At 61.5% G+C, this 21,992-nt stretch carries 26 protein-coding genes and 1 tRNA gene; 13 read left to right on the forward strand and 14 right to left on the reverse strand.

Going from position 1 to position 21,992, the window contains the following annotated elements:
• Positions 1 to 107 precede the first annotated feature (107 nt).
• Positions 108 to 425, reverse strand: a complete 318-nt coding sequence (locus tag NKI49_RS19805) for an SH3 domain-containing protein (protein ID WP_352601974.1) — start codon at positions 423 to 425, stop codon at positions 108 to 110.
• 134 nt (positions 426 to 559) lie between these two features.
• Positions 560 to 1,663, reverse strand: a complete 1,104-nt coding sequence (locus NKI49_RS19810; RefSeq protein WP_352601972.1) for an NADH:flavin oxidoreductase/NADH oxidase — start codon at positions 1,661 to 1,663, stop codon at positions 560 to 562.
• Between the two features lie 163 nt (positions 1,664 to 1,826).
• Here NKI49_RS19810 and NKI49_RS19815 point away from each other — a divergent pair, with 163 nt between their 5' ends.
• A complete protein-coding gene (locus tag NKI49_RS19815; protein WP_352601970.1) occupies positions 1,827 to 2,405 on the forward strand; it encodes an NUDIX domain-containing protein in 579 nt (192 codons plus the stop codon).
• 144 nt (positions 2,406 to 2,549) lie between these two features.
• Complete coding sequence (locus NKI49_RS19820) at positions 2,550 to 2,711, forward strand: hypothetical protein (RefSeq protein WP_352601968.1); 162 nt, start codon at positions 2,550 to 2,552, stop codon at positions 2,709 to 2,711.
• Between the two features lie 27 nt (positions 2,712 to 2,738).
• On the opposite strand, the gene NKI49_RS33425 is transcribed toward NKI49_RS19820, so the two are convergent.
• From NKI49_RS33425 to NKI49_RS19835, 4 genes are all read right to left on the reverse strand, one after another.
• Positions 2,739 to 2,981 (reverse strand): exopolysaccharide production repressor protein, encoded by a 243-nt coding sequence (locus NKI49_RS33425; RefSeq protein ID WP_502908787.1) that lies wholly within the window; start codon positions 2,979 to 2,981, stop codon positions 2,739 to 2,741.
• 387 nt (positions 2,982 to 3,368) lie between these two features.
• Positions 3,369 to 3,454, reverse strand: a tRNA-Leu gene (locus NKI49_RS19825).
• Positions 3,455 to 3,734: 280 nt separating this feature from the next.
• Positions 3,735 to 4,400, reverse strand: coding sequence for an outer membrane protein (locus NKI49_RS19830; protein ID WP_352601966.1), 666 nt, complete (start codon positions 4,398 to 4,400; stop codon positions 3,735 to 3,737).
• Positions 4,401 to 4,517: 117 nt separating this feature from the next.
• Positions 4,518 to 5,369, reverse strand: coding sequence for an alpha/beta fold hydrolase (locus NKI49_RS19835; RefSeq protein WP_352601964.1), 852 nt, complete (start codon positions 5,367 to 5,369; stop codon positions 4,518 to 4,520).
• 147 nt (positions 5,370 to 5,516) lie between these two features.
• On the opposite strand from NKI49_RS19835, the gene ade reads away from it, so the two are divergent.
• On the forward strand, positions 5,517 to 7,334 hold the full coding sequence (gene ade / locus NKI49_RS19840) for an adenine deaminase (protein WP_352601962.1): 1,818 nt from the start codon (positions 5,517 to 5,519) through the stop codon (positions 7,332 to 7,334).
• A 23-nt stretch (positions 7,335 to 7,357) separates the two neighbouring features.
• Here the strand turns inward: ade and NKI49_RS19845 are convergent, their stop codons facing one another.
• On the reverse strand, positions 7,358 to 8,521 hold the full coding sequence (locus NKI49_RS19845) for an alpha/beta hydrolase (protein ID WP_352601960.1): 1,164 nt from the start codon (positions 8,519 to 8,521) through the stop codon (positions 7,358 to 7,360).
• Positions 8,522 to 8,662: 141 nt separating this feature from the next.
• On the reverse strand, positions 8,663 to 9,736 hold the full coding sequence (locus NKI49_RS19850) for an alpha/beta hydrolase (RefSeq protein WP_352601958.1): 1,074 nt from the start codon (positions 9,734 to 9,736) through the stop codon (positions 8,663 to 8,665).
• A 489-nt stretch (positions 9,737 to 10,225) separates the two neighbouring features.
• Here NKI49_RS19850 and ilvA point away from each other — a divergent pair, with 489 nt between their 5' ends.
• Both ilvA and NKI49_RS19860 read left to right on the forward strand, forming a co-directional pair.
• Entirely contained in the window at positions 10,226 to 11,482 is a 1,257-nt protein-coding gene (ilvA, locus tag NKI49_RS19855) for a threonine ammonia-lyase IlvA (RefSeq protein ID WP_352601956.1), read from the forward strand.
• Positions 11,479 to 12,033 (forward strand): DUF1697 domain-containing protein, encoded by a 555-nt coding sequence (locus NKI49_RS19860; RefSeq protein ID WP_352601954.1) that lies wholly within the window; start codon positions 11,479 to 11,481, stop codon positions 12,031 to 12,033. Before ilvA ends, NKI49_RS19860 begins: the two co-directional genes overlap by 4 nt.
• A gap of 5 nt (positions 12,034 to 12,038) precedes the next feature.
• On the opposite strand, the gene NKI49_RS19865 is transcribed toward NKI49_RS19860, so the two are convergent.
• Both NKI49_RS19865 and NKI49_RS19870 read right to left on the reverse strand, forming a co-directional pair.
• Complete coding sequence (locus tag NKI49_RS19865) at positions 12,039 to 12,329, reverse strand: DUF2218 domain-containing protein (RefSeq protein ID WP_352601952.1); 291 nt, start codon at positions 12,327 to 12,329, stop codon at positions 12,039 to 12,041.
• Between the two features lie 146 nt (positions 12,330 to 12,475).
• Positions 12,476 to 12,916: a VOC family protein gene (locus NKI49_RS19870; protein ID WP_352601950.1), complete on the reverse strand. Its 441-nt coding sequence runs from the start codon at positions 12,914 to 12,916 to the stop codon at positions 12,476 to 12,478.
• A gap of 215 nt (positions 12,917 to 13,131) precedes the next feature.
• Here NKI49_RS19870 and NKI49_RS19875 point away from each other — a divergent pair, with 215 nt between their 5' ends.
• From NKI49_RS19875 to NKI49_RS19885, 3 genes are all read left to right on the forward strand, one after another.
• The gene (locus NKI49_RS19875; protein ID WP_352601948.1) at positions 13,132 to 13,728 is read left to right on the forward strand and encodes a cold-shock protein; all 597 of its coding nucleotides are present in this window, start codon (positions 13,132 to 13,134) and stop codon (positions 13,726 to 13,728) included.
• 282 nt (positions 13,729 to 14,010) lie between these two features.
• Positions 14,011 to 14,568, forward strand: coding sequence for a DUF192 domain-containing protein (locus NKI49_RS19880; protein ID WP_352601946.1), 558 nt, complete (start codon positions 14,011 to 14,013; stop codon positions 14,566 to 14,568).
• A 20-nt stretch (positions 14,569 to 14,588) separates the two neighbouring features.
• Positions 14,589 to 15,356, forward strand: a complete 768-nt coding sequence (locus NKI49_RS19885) for an alpha/beta fold hydrolase (RefSeq protein ID WP_352601944.1) — start codon at positions 14,589 to 14,591, stop codon at positions 15,354 to 15,356.
• Positions 15,357 to 15,399: 43 nt separating this feature from the next.
• On the opposite strand, the gene NKI49_RS19890 is transcribed toward NKI49_RS19885, so the two are convergent.
• A complete protein-coding gene (locus NKI49_RS19890; protein ID WP_352601942.1) occupies positions 15,400 to 16,002 on the reverse strand; it encodes an HD domain-containing protein in 603 nt (200 codons plus the stop codon).
• A gap of 133 nt (positions 16,003 to 16,135) precedes the next feature.
• Between NKI49_RS19890 and cysE the strand changes: the two genes are divergently transcribed.
• A complete protein-coding gene (cysE, locus tag NKI49_RS19895) occupies positions 16,136 to 16,984 on the forward strand; it encodes a serine O-acetyltransferase (RefSeq protein WP_352601940.1) in 849 nt (282 codons plus the stop codon).
• A gap of 149 nt (positions 16,985 to 17,133) precedes the next feature.
• Entirely contained in the window at positions 17,134 to 17,337 is a 204-nt protein-coding gene (locus NKI49_RS19900; protein WP_027028195.1) for a DUF3126 family protein, read from the forward strand.
• 53 nt (positions 17,338 to 17,390) lie between these two features.
• On the opposite strand, the gene NKI49_RS19905 is transcribed toward NKI49_RS19900, so the two are convergent.
• Positions 17,391 to 18,122: a hypothetical protein gene (locus tag NKI49_RS19905; RefSeq protein WP_352601938.1), complete on the reverse strand. Its 732-nt coding sequence runs from the start codon at positions 18,120 to 18,122 to the stop codon at positions 17,391 to 17,393.
• 121 nt (positions 18,123 to 18,243) lie between these two features.
• Here NKI49_RS19905 and NKI49_RS19910 point away from each other — a divergent pair, with 121 nt between their 5' ends.
• The 3 genes from NKI49_RS19910 (at position 18,244) to NKI49_RS19920 (ending at position 20,275) form a co-directional block, all read left to right on the forward strand.
• Positions 18,244 to 18,585, forward strand: coding sequence for a DUF6949 family protein (locus NKI49_RS19910; protein ID WP_352601936.1), 342 nt, complete (start codon positions 18,244 to 18,246; stop codon positions 18,583 to 18,585).
• Positions 18,586 to 18,604: 19 nt separating this feature from the next.
• Positions 18,605 to 19,132: a gamma carbonic anhydrase family protein gene (locus NKI49_RS19915; protein WP_352601934.1), complete on the forward strand. Its 528-nt coding sequence runs from the start codon at positions 18,605 to 18,607 to the stop codon at positions 19,130 to 19,132.
• A gap of 123 nt (positions 19,133 to 19,255) precedes the next feature.
• Positions 19,256 to 20,275, forward strand: coding sequence for a hypothetical protein (locus NKI49_RS19920; RefSeq protein ID WP_352601932.1), 1,020 nt, complete (start codon positions 19,256 to 19,258; stop codon positions 20,273 to 20,275).
• A 146-nt stretch (positions 20,276 to 20,421) separates the two neighbouring features.
• On the opposite strand, the gene NKI49_RS19925 is transcribed toward NKI49_RS19920, so the two are convergent.
• Together NKI49_RS19925 and NKI49_RS19930 are read right to left on the reverse strand one after the other, a co-directional pair.
• Entirely contained in the window at positions 20,422 to 21,030 is a 609-nt protein-coding gene (locus NKI49_RS19925) for a transglutaminase-like cysteine peptidase (protein WP_352601930.1), read from the reverse strand.
• Positions 21,031 to 21,295: 265 nt separating this feature from the next.
• Positions 21,296 to 21,913 (reverse strand): PilZ domain-containing protein, encoded by a 618-nt coding sequence (locus tag NKI49_RS19930; RefSeq protein WP_352601928.1) that lies wholly within the window; start codon positions 21,911 to 21,913, stop codon positions 21,296 to 21,298.
• Positions 21,914 to 21,992 lie beyond the last annotated feature (79 nt).

Here is a 21,992-nt window from a genome sequence, read left to right on the forward strand (position 1 = left end):
CAAAGCAGCCAATTTGGTTGCAACCATGTCCTTCGGCCTGCGCCCAAACGTCTCAGAGCTGTCTGGAACCTCATCTGCGGCGCTGGTGCGACTTTCGAAACGGCCTCTCAGTAGCCGCAGTCGTTGCGCAACCAGCGGGCGTTCGCCCAGCCGGTCGTGCCGCCGATTTCGACCTGGTACCAGTTGCCGCGCCGGTCGAAGATCTCGGTGTGGTCGCCGTTGAACAGCTGTCCGATCATGCGCGACGACGAATTCGGCCGCGTCCGCACCGCCAGGAAACCGCTGCCGGTGCCCAGATTGTAGCGCCCCGACAGGCCGTGCACCGTGCCCTCGCAATATTGAGCGCCGGCCGGTGTCGGCGCGCCAATCCAAAGTCCGGCCACAGCGGTCAGCACTGCGGCCGGCAAGAATGCCCTGAACGACATGATTATCTCCCAAGCCCGGCCGCGCCCGCCGCAGCCTTGACCCAGCGTAACAGTTTGCGACCGGAATTGAAGCCGGGCAAACCGTCCGGAGCCGCGGAAGGTACGAAGGTGCCGGTCTGGGACGAATGGACCGTTCAGCCCGCCGCCTTCATCCAGTGCTGCATCGTCGTCACCGAACGGGCAAGCTGTGGCGCCGGGTGGATTGTCTCGCTGAACGTGGCGGCGGCACGCCACCCCCAGCGCGGGTCGGCGAGGAAGGCGCGCGCCAGCGCCACGATGTCGGCGCGGCCCTCGGCGATGATCGCCTCGGCCTGTTTCGGGTCGTCGATCAGGCCGACCGCGCGGGTCGCGATGCCGGCGCCCTTGCGCACCGCTTCCGCCAGATGCACCTGGTAGCCGGGACCGGTCGGCAGTTTCTGCAACGGCGAATTGCCGCCGCTGGAGCAGCAGAGATAGGCGACACCCTCGGCCTTCAGCGCTTTCGCCACCTCGATTGCGTCCTCGACGTCGAAGCCGCCCTCGACCCAGTCCTTCACCGACAGCCGCGTGCCAAGCATCATGTTTGGAACCGCTTTTTTCACCGCCTTGGCGATTTCGACGACAAGACGCATGCGGTTTTCCAGCGAGCCGCCCCAGCGGTCGGTGCGCTGGTTGGAAAGCGGCGAGAGGAACTGGAAGATCAGGTAGCCATGCGCGGCATGCAGTTCAATGAAGTCGAAGCCGGCGCGTTCGGCCCGCCTGGCCGCTTCGGCGAACCTTTCGATCAACTGCTGAATCTCCTCGTCCTCCAGCGCGCGCGGCACGTTCCAGCCCGTGTCGTAGGCAATGGCCGAAGCCGATACGGTCTGCCAGGGATCCTCGTTTGGCTGCAACGGCCCGCCGCCCTCCCAGGGCTTGCGGTTCGAGGCCTTGCGACCGGCATGGGCAAGCTGCGTGCCGAACCTGGTGCCGGGTGCGGCCACGCGCCTGGCCGCATCCAGCGCGCGCCGGGCGGCCGCTTCGTTGTCTTCGGAATACAGGCCGAGGCAGCCATGGCTAATGCGGCCGCGCCGCTCGACATCGGTCATCTCGACCGTGACCATGCCTGCGCCGGACATGGCCAGGTTCATCCAGTGGTGGAGATGCCAATCGCTGGCACAGCCGTCCTCGGCTGAATACTGGCACATCGGCGCGACGGCGATGCGGTTGGGAAAGCTGAGCCCATCGAGCGTGATCGGCTGGAAAAGCGATGTCGTCATGAAGCAAACTCCGGGGAGGGGAACGCGCTATTTAGGCAACGGATCTCTTCCATACCACACACGAGCGAGTGAACGTCCCTGCTGGACCAAACCGTTGCCCCCGATTGCGCGGGAATCGGTTCGCGGCTAGGCCTGCGTGCGACAACAGGCATCGAGGCACTCCATGGAAGATCGCGTTCGCATCCGCTCGGAAGAGGTTCTCTCCGACGACTGGGCGGTTCTGAAAAAGACCGTCCTCGACTATCGCAGGCGCGACGGCCAGTGGGAGACGCAGGTCCGCCAGACCTATGATCGCGGCGACGGTGCGGTGATCCTGCCATACGACCCGCAACGCTCGACCGTGCTTCTGGTGCGCCAGTTTCGCTATCCCGCCTACGTTACCGGCCATCGCGAGCCTCTGATCGAGGCCTGTGCCGGCCTGTTGGACGAAAACGATCCGGAAACCTGCATCCGCAAGGAGGCGGAGGAAGAGCTCGGCTATCGGCTGAAGGACGTTCAGCGCCTGTTTTCGCCCTATATGAGCCCCGGCAGCGTCACCGAGCGGCTCTGGTTCTTCATCGCCCGCTATTCACCCGCCGACCGTATCTCGGCCGGGGGCGGCGCGCCGGGGGAGGGCGAGGACATCGAGGTTCTCGAAATGCCCCTCGACGAGGCACTGGCCGGCATAGCCGACGGCCGCATCATCGATGCCAAGACGATCATCCTCATTCAGCACCTGAAGCTGAACCCGATACCGGCGTGAGCCGCGCCGGGTAGCAGACGGTCCGGGAATTGGCGCTGCTGTAGAACGCTTGCGGATCAGAAATCCAGCGTTCGCAGTTATGCGGAGACAAGGACCAGTTGCGCTAGACCAATTCTTTGAGTGCGCCTATATTAGGCTTCACTAATGGAAAAGTCGACGGTCACCTATGTCGTCAGCGTCTTCGAGAAGCCGCATTGGCGCACGGTGCTGACGACGAAAGACAAAGCCGCGGCGCTGGCGAAGGCAAAGGAGATCGGCGACAAGGTCCGGGTCCAGACGATCATCGCGAAAAAGCCCGGCAGCTAGCGCCAGACCTCGCAAAGGCACTCGGCCTCACCAGTTCAGAGAGGATAGAAGTGGGCTTGTGGGGTCAACCACCGGCCGTGCGTCCGACGCTTCCGATGGTCGCCTGAACACCAGGTGAATGACCACGCCGACATAGCCGACCTGCAGAATGATCAACGTCAGGACTGACCAGACAATGGACGCCCAGATTGATCCGCCCTCCAAGTAGGTCCAGATCGCAACGCCGATTGTCGTTGCAGACATTCCAATCAGAAATTGCGGAAAGTACATCTTTCTTGCCCAACCTGTCCCCAAACCCCTGGGTTCGGTGCCAATTCCCCACTTGCCCTATTAATTAAGTTGTCACTAAATTAATAATTATGCAATTGGCATGGCCAGGGCAACGAATCCCGGGTTAACAGGTTCCTTCGAGCGTTCGCCGGCGCTCCTCCGGCGCGTGGTTGAGAAGCATCACACGAAAAACCCGCCTGTGCGGCGGGTCCTTAGCGCAAATCTGCACCATAGATAAATATCTACCATAGCTGCACTCACCCTGTCAAGAAAAAATTCCTATCATGAAAAGCTGCCGGCACAAAAAGCTGCCGGCACCGCCGGATTTAGGCTGTCGTCAGGCCTCTGCCACCTGCGTTCGGAGCCCTGTTGGCATTGGGTGCTCTGTGGTGCGGACGACGGGAATCGAACCCGTACGATCAGAGATCGAGGGATTTTAAGTCCCTTGCGTCTACCAATTCCGCCACGTCCGCAGGCCAGCCCTTTTCAGACGCCAGACACAGGCCGTCAAGTCATGTTGTTCTCCATCTCTGGATGCGAAAAAAGATGAAGTGGCGTAGCGATACTGGTGCGATCGCGGAATTATCCGCCCCGGCAGGCACTGCTATGATGTTTGCGCGGCGGACCTGATCCGCCAAGGCCGGCGCCTCTCAGGCCCAACCCAATCCCCCCGCCCACTGGGGGCGTCGGCCGCCCCCTCAAGCGAGATTGGTCCAGGAACTGGGCCCTGGAGCGTCATGCCATCGGCAACGCTCAGAACTTGTAACTCAGATTGATGCCGACCGTGTTCAGTTTCACGCTCTGATCGCGATCGTTAAAGGGTTCCGGCGCCGCATAGTGCTCGGAGCCGAAATCATAGTAGCGGTACTGCGCGCCGACGATGAACTTATCGGTCAGCGCATAGTCGACGCCGGCGCCTACGGTCCAGCCGACATTCGTTTTCGTTTCCGTGAACGCGGCCCCCGAGATTTGCGACGTTTCGATGCCGGCAAAGGCAACGCCGCCGACGCCGTAGACCAGCAGGCGATCCATTGCGAAGCCCGCCTTGGCGTTGACCGACCCGAACCACTTGATGTCGGTCCGGAATGTGCTTCCCAGGCCCGATTCCGTCGTGCCTTCCATCGAGGAATAGTTGAGGTCGGCTTCGCCGCCGATCACCGCCTGGTCGAACTGCCACAGGCCGGCGACATGGCCGCCGACGAACCCGCCGTCGACGTCGGGCGTGATGGAAAACGGCGCGCCTTCCGTGGTCGTGATCTCGGACTGACCCCAGCCATAGCCTGCTTGCAGGCCGGCATAGTAGCCGGTCCAGTCGAAGCCGGGCGCGGTCATCGGCAAGTCGGCTGTCGCGTCGGCCGCAAAAGCCGGCCCGCACATGAGGGCGAGAGAGCTGGCACTGGCAAGCATCAAAGGACGCATCGAGTTCTCCGAAATGGCGGTCCAGAAGATCCCTTGTCAGGAGGATAACCGTATTTGCCGCAAACCGGAATTCCATTGTTCAACAATTGAAATCCGCCTGCGCCCGCACAGGATGCTCTATTTGGCGTCGATAAAGTCCAGCACCGCCTGGCTATATTCATCCGGCGCTTGCAGCATGGCGAAATGACTGGCGTTGGGCAGGATGATGAGCTTTGCGCCCGGGATAGCGGAGGCGATGTATTCGGTGTGTTCGCGCTTGATCGCCTCATCATGGTCGCCGGCAACGATCGCCGTCGGCGTGGTGATCTTGGCGAGCTGTTCCTTGGTCCAAGCCGGCTCGCTCTCCCACATATGGCTGATTTGCGTCACGAAGGCCTCATACTGGTCCGGCGTCTTTGACATCTTCTTGTAGTCGCGGCCGGAGCGGTCGATGTAGGCGGCAAAGGTCTTGTTGGTCATCACGCCCGGATCGACGCCATCGGTGGTTACGTTAGCGGCTTGCGCAAACAGCCTTGTCAGTCGCTCGGGATGATGCAGCGCGATGTCGATGCCGATAATGCCGCCATCGCTCCAGCCGACAAGTGCGATCTTGTCGATCTTCAAATAGTCGAGCAGCGCCAGATAGTCCGACGCCATCAAGTCGTAGCCATAAGGCTGTTCTGTGCGGGTGGAGCGACCGTGGCCGCGGCTGTCGGCGATTATCACCTTGTGGGTTTTGGAAAGCGTCGCCACCTGGCTGGCCCAGATATCGGCGTGGCCGAGGCCGCCATGGATGAGCAGCACCGGGTCGCCCGCGCCGAAAACCGCGTAGTACATCTGGATGCCGTTGACCGGCGCATATCCGCTCTGATCAGGTTTTGGCATGGCCGCTGGTTCCGGCAAGGTCTGCCACCGTTCCTCGGCGGAGGCAAAAGCGGTTGACGCTACGAACAAGATGACGACGGCGAACGCTTTCCAAAAACGGGTCATGTCTCCCCCCTTGCGGTTCGATCCGCTCAGCATCGCCTGTTAGCTGGATTAGTCAACAAGCGCGGCCTGTCTCGCCGGATGTCGGACCGACGGCTCTGGCGGCGCCCGCCAACATTTGCGAGACTGGCCGCAACCGAGGAATCGCCGATGACGAAAGCCAAGCCCACGAGACCCGCAAGACCCAAACCGTGGACCGAGATCGCAACGCATCTGGTCGACGTCGCCATGGGACGCAGGCCCGCCGATCTCGTCATCCGCAATGGGCGCTGGGTGAACGTGCATTCGGGCGAGATCATCGCCGGCACCGACATCGCCGTCGCAGGCGGGCGCTTCGCATATTGCGGGCCGAACGCCAGCCATGCCATCGGGCAGGGCACCAAGGTGGTCGACGCCGGGGGTCGCTACCTGGTGCCTGGCTTGTGCGACGCGCATATGCATGTCGAGAGCGGCATGGTGACGGTGACCGAGTTCTGCCGCGCCGTCATTCCGCACGGTACCACCTCGATGTTCATCGATCCCCACGAGATTGCCAATGTACTGGGTCTGCCAGGTGTGCGGCTGATGCATGACGAGGCGGTGGCCATGCCCGTCAACGTATACGTGCAGATGCCGTCCTGCGTGCCCTCGGCACCGGGGCTGGAACATGCCGGCGCCGAGCTTACGGTCGCCGACGTTGCCGAGGCGATGACGTGGGAAAACATAATCGGCCTCGGCGAAGTGATGAATTTCCCAGGCGTTGCCGCCAACGATCCGGTCATGTCGGGCGGGATCGCCGCCACGGTCAGGGCGGGCAAGACGGTCGGCGGCCATTATGCTTCGCGCGATCTCGGCCTGCCGTTCCATGGCTATGTCGCCGGCGGGCCGGAGGACGATCACGAAGGCACGCGCGCCGAGGACGCCATCGCCCGTGTGCGCCAGGGCATGAAGGCGATGCTGCGGCTGGGCTCGGCCTGGTATGACGTTGCCGCGCAGATCAAGGCGGTGACCGAAAGCGGCATAGATCCGCGCAACTTCATCCTGTGCACCGACGACAGTCATTCCGGCACGCTGGTCCATGAAGGTCATATGGACCGGGTGGTGCGCCACGCCATCCAACAGGGGCTAAAGCCCGTAACGGCGATCCAGATGGCGACGCTCAACACCGCCCAGCATTTCAGGCTGGAGCGCGAGATCGGTTCGATCGCACCGGGGCGGTTGGCCGATCTGCTGATCGTTTCCGATCTCGCCGCAATGGTCATCGACGAGGTCTATGCGCGGGGCGTCAGATTGGCCAAGGGCGGCAGGCTCGACATCGACATTCCGGCCTACGACTACCCCAAGACGGCAAAAGACACGGTCAGATTGGGGAGGAAGCTCAAGGCGGCGGATTTCGACATCGCGGCCCCCAAGGGCGCAAACGAAGTGCGGGTGCGGGTCATCGGCGTCATCGAGAACCAGGCGCCGACACGGGCGCTGGAGGCGGACCTCGCCGTCGAAAACGGGCTGGTCGCGATGGATCGCCGCAACGACGTCTGCCAGATCGCACTGGTCGAGCGTCACAGAGGCACGGGCGGCGTCACCAATGCCTTCGTCTCCGGTTTCGGCTACATCGGCGATTGCGCCATGGCCTCCAGCGTGGCGCACGACGCCCATCACATCATCTGCGTCGGCACCAACAAGCAGGACATGGCGCTGGCGGTGAACAGGCTGGGCGAGGTCGGCGGCGGTGTCGTGCTGTTCGCGGGAGGCAAGGAACTGGCGCTGGTCGAAATGCCGATCGCCGGGCTGATGTCGGACGAGCGGGCCGAGATCGTCGCCGCCAAGGCCGACAAACTGACCGGGGCGATGCGTAAATTGGGCTGTTCGCTGAACAACGCCTACATGCAGCACTCGCTGCTGGCGCTGGTCGTCATTCCGGAGCTGAGGATTTCCGACGTCGGGCTGATCGACGTGACGACATTCCAGAAGGTCGATCTGTTCGTTTGAGATCAACTGCCAGCACTTCGTTCTCATCCACCGGTGGCGATGGTCAGTACCTTGAACGGCGTGGTGATGACGATCTCTGCGACCGAGCCGACGGCCTTGCCGAGCCCTTGACCGAGAGCGTTGAGCTGTGTCGGATCGGGTTCTTCCGAGGCGAGGCCGGCCGGTGCGCGCAGCCGGTCGCCGAGCAATTGCACCATGATCGGGTTATCGGCGAACTTGGCGTGGTTCAAGCGGTCGCCGCCCTTTGCCTGAGTCAGGTCGACCACCGATACGCCATAGCTGGCAAGGTCGGCGGCGTCGCCGTAATCGCCGACGCGTGGCTTGTCGCCGGAAATGATCGATGAAAGCTTCAACGCGCGGTCGTCGCCCGAAAGCAGGATGGCGAATGGCTTGTCGGGTTTCCCATAGCGGATCATCTGCTTCTTGAACACGTCGACGTCGATGTCTGGCGAAGCCAGGATAACGTAGCCCAGCTTGCCGTCGAGATCGCGGTCGCCGGTGATGGCGAGCTGACGGAGCGCCTCCATCGTCACCCAGGTGCCCATCGAATGGGCGATGATGTCGATGCTCTTGGCCCGCGTCTTGGCGAGCATCCTGAGGGTCGCCTCGAGATCGTCGCGCGCGGCGTTGGCGCTTTCCTTGTCGTAGATATAACCGGTCGTCTTGCCGCTCGAAGCCCACGAAAAAAGCACCGGCGTGCCGGGATATTTCGTATCATGAGCGATCTGCGTCAGCCGGTAGATGCCGTCGTCGAAGCCGTTGTTGAAGCCGTGCACGAAAACCAGCGCCCGGTCGCCGCGCATGGCGATATCGGCGCCGACCGCCTTGGCGAACTGCTGCGCACCATCGTAGAAGGTGACATCCCTGGCGGTGAAGTCCTTGGCCGGATTGCTGTTGGCGGATCCCCGGGCTCGCTCGATGGCGCCGACCTGGTGGCTTTTCGGAACAGTCATGTCGACACGGGCATAGCTCGTGGTCAGCGAGCGGTCGCCGTCGAAGACCTGTCGCGGATCCTTCGTCGCCTTTTGGCGGGTGGTGGCGACGAAGATCTCATGCGTCGCCGCGATTTCCGCATTAGGGGCGGCGACACTCGTCTGGCTGAGAAGATCGTGCGTATTCCGGCCAGCGCAGCCGGCAACGGCGAGCGCCAACGCGACGACGACGAAACTCTTCGAGCGCAAGGTCACACGCCGGCTCCCGCGAGGGGACGTCAAACGGATGACGTCGCTGCATGTTTCGATAAAGCCAGACGCCGGCGCGGTCCAGTTTAAATTCGGCGATGTATCGGCCACGGTGAACGGGCAATAGCGAAACCCGCGGCACCGCATCTATTGGGCGAGCAGGCCGATGCGGTCGGTCACGTCGCGGTCGCTGGCGAAGCCGTCATCCTCGCGCAGCCGCTGGCCGATCATCTTCACCAGAGCCGGATTGTCGGCGAATTTCGTATGGTTGAAGCGGTCCGTTCCCTTGATCTTCGAGAGGTCGACGACCGTCACGCCGTAGGAAGCGAGATCGGCGGCGTCCTTGTAGTCGCCGACGCGCGGCTGCGACCCGGCGATCAGGCCGGAGAGCCGCAGCGCCCGGTCGTCGTCCGACAACAGCAGGATAAACGGCTTGTCGGGCTTGCCGTAGCGGCGCATCTGGCTCTTGAACACGTCGACATCAATGTCGGGCGAGGCCAGCACCACGTCGCCGAGCTTGCCGCCGAGATCGCGGTCGCCGGTGATGGCGAGCTGGCGCAGCGTCTCCATGGTTACCCAGGTGCCCATCGAATGGGCGACGATGTCGATTCGCCGCGCGCCCGTTTGCGCGAGCATCCGCAGCGTCACTTCGAGCTGGTCGCGCGCGGCACTGGCGCTTTCCTTGTCGTAGACATAGTCGGTGGTCTTGGCGCCCGAAGCCCAGGAGAACAGCACCGGCGTTCCAGGATAGCCGGAATCATGGACGATCTGGGTCAAGCGGTAGACGGCGTCGTCGAAGCCGGTGTTGTAACCATGGACGAAGACCATGACACGGCCGCCGCGCGCCGCGATGTCGGCGCTGAGCGCGCTCGAGAATTTTGGCGCGGTATCGTAGCCGACGACCTCCGAAGCCATGAAATATTTGGCCGGATCGTCCGATTTGCCGCGCGAGCGCCGTTCGATCTGGCCGGTCTCGTGGATTCCAGGCACGGTGACGTTGACGCGGGCGTAGTTGAGCGTTGCCGAGCGCTCGCCATCGAAGACCTTGTTGGGATCGTCGGATTTCTTGCGCGTGGTGGCGATGAAGATAGAGTGGTTGCCGGCAATCTCCGTCACCGGCGTGGGGACGATGGTGCTGCCGAGCAATTCCTGAGTTTGTGTGCCGGCACAGCCGGCAAGAAACAAGGCAAGGACAGCCGTAAATATCTTGTTCAAAGGCACGCTTGCAATTCCACTCCGGCCAAAAGGCCCGCCTACTCCGCGACACCTCCCCGACAGTTTAAGTACGGCGGAAGTAAGTCATGTCGGGTCGAAATCCGGTCGGCGCCTTGCGGCTGCGATCGCACTGTGGCCCGAAAGCCAGAAGAAAGGCGCAAAACGCCGGGACGTGAAGAGAGGCGGCAGTTTCGGCCTGAGCCGGAATGCCACATGCGGTCGCTTCTTCGCTGACGGTGCACGCCAAAGCAGCATCGCCTTTTCGCCGAATTCCGGCAGCGTCGCGGATTTATTCCAGCTGATATATGAACGAAAGTTCTCAAGTGCTTGCAAAGACTGCATGAATGCCAATCGAGCAGAAGCGCGAGCCGACGGACAATGGCGTCGCGACGCCGGATATGCAATAGGCGGGATCCGGCAGTGCGCGACAAACAAACTGTACGCGGCCCTTTCAATGCTAGAGTCGGCAAATATGCGGCGCAAGGTGGGTTTCCGATGAACAGCTTCTCTTCCCGCGTCGCGACGGCCGCCACCGCGATCCGCCAGATCTTTCCAGAAACGCCGCTGCAGGAAAACGACTACCTGTCGAAAAAGACCGGCGCGCGAGTGCTGCTCAAGCGCGAGGACCTGTCGCCGGTGCGCTCCTACAAGATCCGTGGCGCCTTCAACTTCTTCCGCAAGGCGCTTGCGGCGGGTAACGACGCGGAACTGTTCGTCTGCGCGTCCGCCGGCAACCATGCGCAAGGCTTCGCGTTCGTCTGTCGCCATTTCGGCAGGCGAGGCGTGGTATTCATGCCGGTGACGACGCCGCAGCAGAAGATCGACAAGACCAGGCTGTTCGGTGGCGATTTCGTCGAGATCAGGCTGGTCGGCGACTTTTTCGACGATTGCTACCGTGCCGCTTTCGAATTCACCGAAAGCTCCGGCGCCCACATGGTGCCGCCTTTCGACCACAGGGACATCATCGAGGGCCAGGCGACGGTCGCGTATGAGATTGCCGGTCAGATGCCGGGTGCGCGCATGCCGGATGTGGTCATGCTGCCGGTCGGCGGTGGCGGGTTAGCCGCCGGCGTGACCCATTTTTTTGCCGATCAGGGCCGGGAAATGCGCTTCGTCTTCTGCGAGCCGGCCGGCGCGCCCAGCCTGCGCGAGAGTCTCGCGGCGGGAAAACGGCTCAAACTCGCCAAGGTCGATAACTTCGTCGACGGCGCGGCGGTGGCCGAGATCGGCCGCGAGCCTTTGCGGCATCTCAAGGAGTTCGCCGCCGACACGGTGCGGCTGATCCCGGAGAACCGGCTCTGCGCGACGATGATCGAGATGCTCAATATCGAAGGCGTGGTGCTGGAGCCGGCCGGCGCATTGGCGATCGACGCATTGAAGGACTTTTCGAAAAAGGAGATCAGGGGCAAGACCATCGTTGTGGTCGTTTCGGGCGGCAATTTCGATTTCGAGCGGCTGCCGGACGTCAAGGAACGGGCGTTGCGTTTCGAGGGCCTGAAAAAATACTTCATCATCCGGTTCCCGCAGCGGCCGGGAGCGCTGCGCGATTTCCTGGAACTGCTGGGTCCGGACGACGATATCGCCCGCTTCGAATATCTGAAGAAATCGGCGCGCAATTTCGGCTCGGTGCTGATCGGCATCGAAACCAAGGACCGCCGAAATTTCGACCTGCTCAAGGCGAATTTCGAGGCCGAGGGCGTCCAGTATCAGGACATCACCGACAACGAGACATTGGCGGGCTTCATCATATGAGCGGCACGGTCTTCGTCGCCCTGTTCTCCGGCATCAATGTCGGCGGCAACCGCATCGTCAAGATGGCGGAGTTGCGCTCCTTTTTCGAGGATCTCGGCTTTTCCGATGTCGCTACCTATGTCCAGAGCGGCAATGCCGTGTTCCGCGCAAAGAAAGGCGACGCCGCGGCGCTGGCCAAGCAGATCGAAGCGGCCTTCGAGAAGAAATGGGGATTCCATTCGCGCATCATGGTGCGCGATCTCGGCTGGTTGGAGAGGCTGGTGGCCGAAAACCCGTATCCGGAAGTCGCGGCGGACCACACGAAACTCCACGCTTATGCGCTGGAGCGCGAGCCGGCCTCCGATGAGATCGCGCGGCTGACCGAAAAATGCTCCGGGCCTGAAAGTTTCGAGATCAAGCGCGACGTGCTCTACCTGCACGCGCCGGACGGGCTCGGCAAATCGGTTTTTGCCGGGCTGCTCCCGCGGACGCTGAAAGTTCCTGGCACCGCGCGCAACTGGCGCACGGTGCTGGCGCTCCTGGAAATGGCCGGTCAAGCCGGCGGCAAATAGGCTGGTTATGCCGAAGCAGGCTTCCAGTCGAAGGTCAGTTCTTCGCGGAAGGCAAAGCGCTTGATGTGATCGGCGACGACGCTTTCCAGGCGATCGATCGATCCGGCTTCGTCGGTCGACACCGTGATATGCAGCGCGGCCGCATCGGCATCCATGACGGTGCGGCCGAGCGAGAGATCGATCGTGCCATGGTGCGGATCGAACTCGACGGGAAATTTGTGCGCCCAGTGCTTGCACAGTTGCTGCAGATAGCGGCTGGCATGTTCGGTGGCGACATCGGCACGGCTGGTCGGCATGACTGGATTCTCCGCGGGGCAGGCGCCCTGTTTTCATGGCAAGGCGACGGCGCCGAAACGCCGGCGTAACAGTCCGACAGATAGGCGTCGTCTTGCCAAACGCCAACGGCTGCCGGGCGATTTGCGGCCGGCGTCAGATCAAAAGCCTACCAGCTTCCGGTGTTCGCCATCGAAGCCCACGGTTCGGCCTTGGCCTTGGCCGGGCCTTTCTGCAAAAGCTCGATCGAGATGCCATCCGGCGACTTGATGAAGGCCATGTTGCCGTCGCGTGGCGGGCGATTGATGGTGACGCCTCCGTCCATCAGCCGCTGGCATGTTTCGTAGATATCGTCGACCTCATAGGCGAGGTGCCCGAAATTGCGCCCGCCCTTATAGTCTTCCGGATCCCAATTGTAGGTGAGTTCGACCAGCGGCGCCCTGTCGGCGATGCCGCTCTGCTCGTCTTCGGGGGCAGCCAGGAAGATCAGCGTGAAGCGGCCCTGCTCGTTTTCATAGCGGCGCACTTCCTTGAGGCCGAGCTTGTTGCAGTAGAAATCGAGCGAGGCATCGACATCGGCGACGCGGACCATGGTGTGCAGATAGCGCATGTGTTTTCCTCGATTTGTGGGTTGCGCGCAACATAGGGTCGGCCCCGTCAAAGGGCAATCGCCAGGCGGCAGGCAATGCCGGGAAAGAACAAATCCGGTATATCCGCGATGAACCGTGAAAAAAGGCGCCGCAGGTCTTGCACTCACCGGAAGCCGCAGTGTTAATCTGGTGTCAAGAATCAATTGCGGTGTTCTTGAAAAAAGGGGGCATTCTTATGGGGGAAAAGGCCTCTCTGAAGGTGCGGGCCGAAACCCTTGGCGACGCCTTGGCACGCGACGAAGGCGGCGACGCTGCCGACCTGGTCGAGATTGCCGGTGCTATCAAATGGTTCGATGTGGCCAAGGGCTATGGTTTCATCCTCCCCGACGACGGCGTTTCGGGCGATATCCTCCTCCATGTGACGTGCCTTAGACGGGACGGTTTCCAGACTGCCCTGGAAGGCGCGCGCGTGGTCTGCCTCGTCAAGCAGGGCGAGCGCGGGTTGCAGGCGTTCCGTGTCCTCTCCATGGATGTCACCACCGCGGTCCATCCCGCCGAGATGCAGGAGCAGCGCACCCACGTCTCGGTGGCGCCCGAGAGTGGCCTCGAACGCGCCTTGGTCAAGTGGTTCAACCGCACCAAGGGGTTCGGTTTCTTGACGCGCGGCGAGGGCACCGAGGACATTTTCGTTCACATGGAGACCTTGCGCCGCTACGGCATCACCGAGCTTCGGCCTGGCCAGGTGGTGCTCGTCCGTTTCGGGCGCGGCGACAAAGGCCTCATGGCCGCCGAAATTCATCCCGATGTGGGCACCTTGCCGGTCTCGCACTAAGGTTCGTCGATATTTCAGCCGACCGCAAACGCCGGCTCTTGGCGCTTCCGGTGCTGGCGGAGCCGAATGTCCGCTCCGGTTCTCGATCCGCATCCGGTTTGGCCGTTTCGCGCTCGTCTTCGCCTCCGGCTCGATCGGATCTGAATCTCGACACTCCCAGAAGCCTCATCCATCCCGTTGGGATCGGGTCTTTGTGCCTGTTCGTTTGACCATGATCTTGCCCGAAATCGGGTTCCACTTTCCGGGATCATGGTCTAGGACGATTCCGGCCGAGGATTTTGCATGACTCACAGGAACTGGCTGACGGCGGGCGTGATGTGCGCCATGATCGTCGTCGCCGCAGGCGCTTACTTCTATTCCGAGCGGCCGACCTCGGCCGACAGCCGGGCGATGGTTCTTCCAGTCGATCCCACGCCGCTGGTCGTGGCGACGAAGAACGGCGATCGGTCTTTTTCCATCGAGATCGCCGATACCGATCCAGAGCGTGAGGCCGGCTTGATGTTCCGCCAGGATATGGCGGACGATCACGGCATGCTGTTCGTCTTCGAGATGCAGCAGCAGGTGAATTTCTGGATGCAGAACACGCCGATGCCGCTCGACCTGATTTTCATTGGCCAGGACGGCAAGGTCCGTGCGGTCAAGCACGGCGAGCCGCAATCCCAGGCCATCATTTCGCCCGGCGTGCCCGTGCGTTTCGTGCTCGAGCTCAAGTCTGGCACCGCAGCCAGGAACGGCATCGAATATGGCGATCTGGTGCGCCACCCGGCCGTCGGCACCATGTCCGGCCCAGGCGTGCGGCCGGCTGACAATGGCGATGCGCCCAATAGCGGCGGCGGTTGAACGCAAGGGCAGGATAGCCGATGCAGTTTTTTTCCCATGACGGGTTCGATCTTGCCTTCCTCGATCGCCAGCCGGCTGCGGGCAAGGGCGACCCGGTGCTCATGATCCACGGCTTCGCTTCCAGTCATCATGTGAATTGGGTGTCGCCCGGCTGGTTCAAGACGCTGAACGATGCCGGTTATCGCGCCATTGCCTTCGACAATCGCGGCCACGGCGCTTCGTCCAAGAGCTATGACGAGGCTGACTACACGCCGGCCAAAATGGCCTCGGATGCGGCCGCCTTGCTCGACCATCTCGGCATCGGGCGCGCCCATGTCATGGGCTATTCGATGGGCGCGCGCATAGCGGCGTTCCTGGCGCTGTCCGATCCCGACAAAGTGGCGACGCTGGTCTTCGGCGGTCTCGGCATCGGCATGATCGACGGCGTCGGCGATTGGGATCCGATCGCCGCGGCGCTTCTTGCCGACGATCCAGCCGCAACCGCGCATCCGCGAGGCCGCTCGTTTCGCGCTTTCGCCGACCAGACCCGCAGCGATCGCCGGGCGCTTGCCGCCTGCATCGCCACTTCACGCGAATTGCTGAGCGAGGAAGATCTCGCCCGCATCGCCCAGCCGACGCTGGTCGCCGTCGGCACGACCGACGACATCGGCGGCTCGCCCGACGAACTTGCGGCACTGATGCCCAACGCCAGGGCTTTTCATATCGAGGGCCGCGACCACATGCTGGCGGTCGGCGACAAAACCTTCAAGCAGCGCGTGCTGGAATTCTACGCCGAAAATCCGCTTTGACCCGGCATCGTTCAGCGTTGGAGTTCGAACCGAGCGGCGTTTCCTATCCGGATTCGAGCGCCGCCAGCGATCTCGCCAGATTTCGCTTGGCCTGCGGCTCGAAGCGCCGACGAAATTCCTCCGTGTGGAAGATGTGGGGGCGGGCGAGGAAGGTCTTCAGCACCGCGCTGCGACCAGCACGCCACAGCGGCTCCTCCACCCAGTCATATTCGCGCCGAACCGCGCTCTCATAGGCATCGAAGGCATCTGGCGCGGCACCCAGGATCGACAGGTCCATGTCGAGAAAAAGACTGGCGTCGCGGGCCGCCGCCGCGTCGTCGATCCGCGGCAGTTGGTGCGTGGCGGTGGCGAGGATCATCGCGGTGATGCGGCTGAGGCGCTCGGGATCGGCGCGGCCTGCGAGCCTTTCCTCGGCAAGGGCGGCACTTTGCGCCTCGTTGTCCTTGGCCTTGCTGTCATAGATGGCGTCGTGAAACCAGATCGCCGCTTCGACGGCTTCGGGATCGGCAAGCAGCCCCCGATAGTCGTGAGCCAGCGCCAGCATCGCCTCGATATGGGCCAGGTCGTGATAGTGGCGGCCATCGGCCCGGTAGAGAGCCGAAAGCTCGCTCTTCAGCGCGTTGTCGATCAAGATTTCGTTTTCCATCGCAGCTTGAATTCCCGAGAACCAAATCCATTTGACAGATCACTAAGGAAAATTGAGTTCAATCGTGCTATGATCTGGCTTATACGTGCGGCCGGACAACAGGCAAGCCGGCAGGACGCAGGACGAGACGTCGATGAACAGCATCAGTATTTCCCGCCACAACGCGTTGCAGCCGGTCGATCCGATCTGGCGTTCGATCCGTGACGAAGCGATGGAAGCGGTCAATCGCGACCCGCTGCTGGCCGCATTCCTCTATTCGACGATCCTCAACCAGGACAGTCTGGAAGAGGCGGTCATCCACCGGCTGGCCGAGCGGCTTGCCCATCAGGACATCGGCTCCGATCTCATCCGCCAGACCTTCAAATCGATGCTGGCCGACGACAAGGAATGGCCGACGACGGTGCGCGTCGACATCCAGGCTTATTACGATCGCGACCCGGCCTGCGATCGTTTCATCATGCCGGTGCTCTATTTCAAGGGTTTCCATGCCATCCAGACCCATCGGCTGGCGCATTGGCTGTGGAACCAGGGCCGCAAGGATTTCGCGCTCTATCTGCAGAGCCGGTCGTCTTCTGTCTTCCAGACCGACATCAATCCGGCCGCGCGCATCGGCAAGGGCATCTTCATCGACCATGCCACCGGCCTCGTCGTCGGCGAGACGGCGGTGATCGAGGACGACGTGTCGATCTTGCACGGCGTGACGCTGGGCGGCACCGGCAAGGCCGGCGGCGACCGCCATCCCAAGATCCGCTATGGCGTGCTGATTGGCGCCGGCGCCAAGATTCTCGGCAATATCGAAATCGGTCACTGCTCCAAGATCGCCGCCGGATCGGTGGTGCTGTCGCCTGTGCCGCACAACAAGACGGTTGCGGGCGTGCCGGCCCGTGTCGTTGGCGAGACCGGCTGCGATCAGCCCTCGCGTCAGATGGACCAGCTCCTGCCATCCCAGAGGATGGACCAGGTGGTCAGCTTCGATATCTGACACCGCCCGGCGCATTGCCTGGCATCATTGCGATTTGCCCGGCGGCGGTGCCGCTTCCGGTGCAATAAGGCCGGCTTGCCTTTACATCGCCATTGTCGACGTGCCAGAAGCGCCGTTCAAACGAGCAAGCCCGATGATCGGAGAAGACTTTGAAGCCGGACGAAATCAGAAAGCTGGACGCCTATTTCAAGCGCGTCTTCCAGAATCCCCAACTTGTGGTCAAGGCGCGGCCGCGTAAGGAAGATTCGGCCGAAGTCTATGTTGGCGACGAATTCCTCGGCATCGTCTTCAAGGACGAGGACGACGGCGACTACAATTTCTCGATGGCGATCCTCGACATCGATCTGGCCTGAGCCAGAGTGCCTCGGCTGGCCGGGTCCGCGTCGAACGCGGCCGGCCCTTTCTCTCAGTGTCCTGTCCTCAGGATGCGCTTGGCCTCGGTGGCGATCGCGGCGTCGAGCGCCTGCCAGTTGCCAAGAAACTCTTTCGGGAAACGATAGGTGAGGCTGAGATCCTCGCCAACGTGGATGTCTCGCTCGCAAGGCGCCAGCGAGTCCCCGGCACTCGGGCCGCTCAGGCAGCGGGCCACGAAGGGATCCTCGCCAGGGCGCTTGCCGACGACCAGCACCTCGTTCACGTAACCTGATTTCTCATTGAAATCGTAGACCGTCGTGCCGCCAGGCCCCGGAATGCCGGGCTGGACGATCAGCGCGCTGTAGATCGGCGCGAAACGGCCGCTCATGTCGCGCGACATCATCTGCTGTTCGAAGGACAGAAAGATGATGTTCCTGTTCGTCCCCATGTGATTGAAATCATCGCGGGCAGCTTCGCTGTAGCCGTCCATCTGGGGATAACGCAGGTAAAGGTCGAGTCGCGAGGCGATGCCGTCGCGCCGCGCCTGGTCGAAACGGATGACGTTTGCCGGCACGGCGATGACGTTGTTGCCGATCACCACTTCCCGTATCGTGGCGTCGTCGGTGTAGCCGGCCATTGCGATCGAATGGCCGAACCATTTGCCGCCAAGGCTGATCGCGACCGACAGCAAGGCCAGCGCCGCGAAGGCGTAGAACACCCGCTTCATCAGCATCGAATCGACCACGGTGAGTTCGGGGCCGTCGGCGATCGCTGCCTGCTTCATCTCGGTCCTCGGATACCGGCCGCCCGCCTTCGGATGTCCCGTGACGGCACGCATCGCACGGCACGGCTCTTGCAGCCTTTGTGAAACGACTGTGCGATTTCATGGTAAATGGAGGGTTAAGATGGGCTCGCTCGAAATCACTCTGTTTGCTTTTGTCGTCGGGCTTACGGTTTGCGGGCTGGCTGGCTCGACGATGGAACTGGTGGCGGGCCGAAGGGTCGCCTTCGCCGAGCCCTATGTGTCGCCGTCGCATGTCCTGCGCTCGCTGCTCGCCACGGCTTGCGCCGGGCCTTTCATGTTGATCAACGATGCCCTCGACGCCCGCCGCGCCGGCCGCATTTCGGCTGTGATGCTGATGTCATGCGGCTGCACGGCGATCGTCTGGGCCTTGGCGCTGGGCACCGTCATGCTTGCCATTGCTTCATGGACGGTCGCTCTCCTAGGCTCCGGCATTCCAGCCTGAGACGAATCGGAGACCGACAATGCCGCTCTATGCGATCGATGGAACAGAGCCGAGCTTCACGGATGCGGACTCGAACTGGATCGCGCCCGACGCGACGCTGATCGGCAACGTCAGGGTCGGCCGCAATGCCGGTTTCTGGTTCGGCGTCGTCATCCGCGGCGACAACGAGCCCGTTGTCATCGGCGCCGATACCAATGTCCAGGAACATACGGTGATGCACACCGACCCCGGTTTTCCGCTGACCATCGGGCAGGGCTGCACCATCGGCCACCGGGCCCTGCTGCATGGCTGCACGATCGGCGACAACAGCCTGGTCGGCATGGGCGCCATCGTGCTGAACGGCGCGAAAATCGGCAGGAACTCGCTGGTCGGCGCCGGCGCCCTGGTCACCGAAGGCAAGGAATTTCCAGACAATTCACTGATCGTCGGCTCGCCGGCCAAGGTGATAAGAACACTGGACGAAGCGGCGGTCAAAAAACTGCGCGGTTCGGCGGCCCATTATGTCGCGAACGCCAAGCGCTTCAAGGCGGGGTTGAGGAAATTTTAGCGTATCCTATGTCGATTTCATGCTGGGCCGCCCCTTATTAGGATCAAATCATGATCACCATCACCGCTATTGACAGCTTATCGGCAGCGCTTGGTTACTGGATATGAATAAGCAGAGAACGAGATGACCGAACGTGATCCTGAAGCAGTCTTCGCGGGGCATCGCGACCGGTATTTCAAAGTGCTCGAGCCTCTGTTTCTCCCGGCTGACCCTGTGAGCAACGACATCGTTCGCTATTTCGCCTGTCTACTGCGGGTACTCGGCATGGAAGATAAAGGGTGGGATCCCTATGCCGAAAGCCGAAACATATTGAACGATCTCAACAGATTAATGAAGATCAATCTCCCTAAGAAGGGATTTCCGGATGGCGAAAGGACGATGTGGCGGCTCGGCCTGCTTCTTTATAGTCACATCGTGGAGATGGATGCACCCTACGAGGTAGTTCTAAATCTGCTTCGATTTCAGTTAGGTAAGGGATATAGCCCTAGTCCGCACTTCGACTTTTTGACTGACAAGGAGAAGAAAAGCTTCCGAAAGAATGGCGTCCGCACTGGCAGAAAGATCGAAATCATCAAGTCATTGTCTGCCCAGGCAGGGATTGGTGTTGGCGATCTATATGATGAGTTCTACAATAGCCAGCTGCGTAACGCCGTACAACATTCAGATTTTATATTAAATGATGATGACTTTCGGAGCCGCAGCGGCCTCAGCGGAGGTAAGGCATTCAAGATTGCCTATGATGATCTTGACGTTCTGATTACTAAAGCGAAAGCATTCATTGCTGCATATTTGCAGGTTGAGTACACGGCGCGACAGGTGTGGGGATTACGGAAAGGTCAGGCAATCCCCTACGATCGCCATTACAAAGGAATGATGGAAGCGTTAGTTGATAACCAAGGCCTACTTTGCGGCTTCGCGGTCCATTGGCCAAACAATTCCCAATCCCTGTACCGTCGTACAGAACAGGGTGTTGAAATGACAAACTGCATGGTTGACTTGAATAACTCGACCATTGCTCTTTGGGTCGACCGCTATGCGCAAAATCCGGGTAGCTTCAGTCCGCTAGTGGAGAAGGACGCGCAACCCATCTATACGCCGCTTGATAATTCCGACGTGAGACCATCCTGGCCATGTTCTCTATAGCGGTATTGGCCTCCACCAGAAATGGTGGAGCCGGCCCGGGGACGGGGCCGGCTCCTTTGACCCGGTCGTTGGGGACGGGGAGGGTGGGGACTCGACCGGGTTTCTCCTTAAGCGCCGCCTTCCTGGCGCGCTTGACCTGTCTCAAATTAGCGGACGCTGGCGACCGCGTCGGAGCGGCCGTCATTGATCGTCACCCAGACACCGGAATTCTGGTCCGACTGGCGCTTGAGATAGGTGTATTCGGTGTCCGTCCAGGCCAACACCCTGGTTTCCAGATTGTCGAGGATGAACTCGCCGAGGCTGGTGCGAACGGTCAGCACCGCATGACCGTCGCCGTTCGGCTGGCGCGCAACGGTCATCAGCAAATTGCCGGCCGGCACGCCGGCATCCATCAGTTCGCGGCGCTTTTCCAGCGCGTAGTCCTCGCAATCGCCGAATCCATTGTCGGGATAAGCCCAGTACTCCTCGACGCCGAAGCTTTCCATGTCGGTGCGCGGCTGGATGCGGGTGTTGACCGAATTGTTGATGCTGACGATCGTCGCCCAAAGCTTGCGGGTCAGTTCGACCGGCGCCCCCTTTGGGGTCTTCTCGCTGCATTCGCCAGCTGTGCGCTGGCAGAATTCATAATGGCCGACAGGCTGGGTGGTCCGTCCGCCGGTGTGCATATAGACCGGTCCCGCGGCATATGCTGATCCCCACGCGGAAAGCTGCATCGCCATTGCAATCAGCAACAGCTTGCCTTTCGTTCTTTTCATTGTTCAGTCTCCCCGTTCGAAGGAGACATTGCCATAGGTGGATTTATTCGACGCAAAAGCGCGAAGTAGATTTTAAGTAAAACGCAGATAGAATAAACATAAAATTTGAATGATTTAAGTGTAGAATTGTTTGGATCGCCCGACGCGCCAGCCTAAAGGCTCGGCCCCGTGCTACCCCGCGTAAGGCGGTCCTGATCCGGCCGAACGGCCCCGAAAAAAAACCGGCCGCGAAGGCCGGCTTGATGGGGCGTATTTTCCGAGCCGGTCAGGCGCGCGGCGTGTTGAATTCGGAATCGAGCGATTCGGGCCGCTGGATGACGGCGAATTCGATGGCGACGCCATCCTCGAAATGGCGGACGATCTGCCCGCGCATGGTGCCGAGCGTGACCTGGACACCAATCGCCGGCTTGACGTCGATCTCGACAGCGGCGCCGGAAAGCGACAGGTCGATGATCCGGCACTGATACTGGCGGCCGTCGGTGAGCTGCAAGACGCTGGTCGGGTTGCGTGGCGCGACACGTTCGTGGCGGCGGTCTTCCGGCAGATCGAGCTCGTGCTTGTTGGCGAGCCATGTCAATTGCGCGGCAAGCTTGTCCTTCTTGCGGTCGGACGCGATCACGGTCATGGCGAAACCGTCCTGGAGCGTGCGTGTCACGACCCCTTCGATGCGGCCGATATGATCGATGTAGGCGATGACCTTTTCGCCAGGCATACCGATGCGGTCGGTGCGAAACGCCACGTTGCCGGGCGACATGTCGACGACCTGGCAAGGATGTTCGGTGCGGTCTTCCAGCATGAAGCGCCCGTATATCTTGACCCGGACGCGCTGAAAGTTACGCCTTTCAGCTTGGGACGGCGCGTAGTCGACCGCCGCTGACCTCATGACTGCCTGCACCCCGTTTGGCATTCCCTCGCGTCGATGCGAAGGAACTTCATCGCAGAACTACAACGAAGCGGGTTAA

The organism is Mesorhizobium sp. M0587 (assembly GCF_040320945.1).
GTDB lineage: Bacteria > Pseudomonadota > Alphaproteobacteria > Rhizobiales > Rhizobiaceae > Mesorhizobium.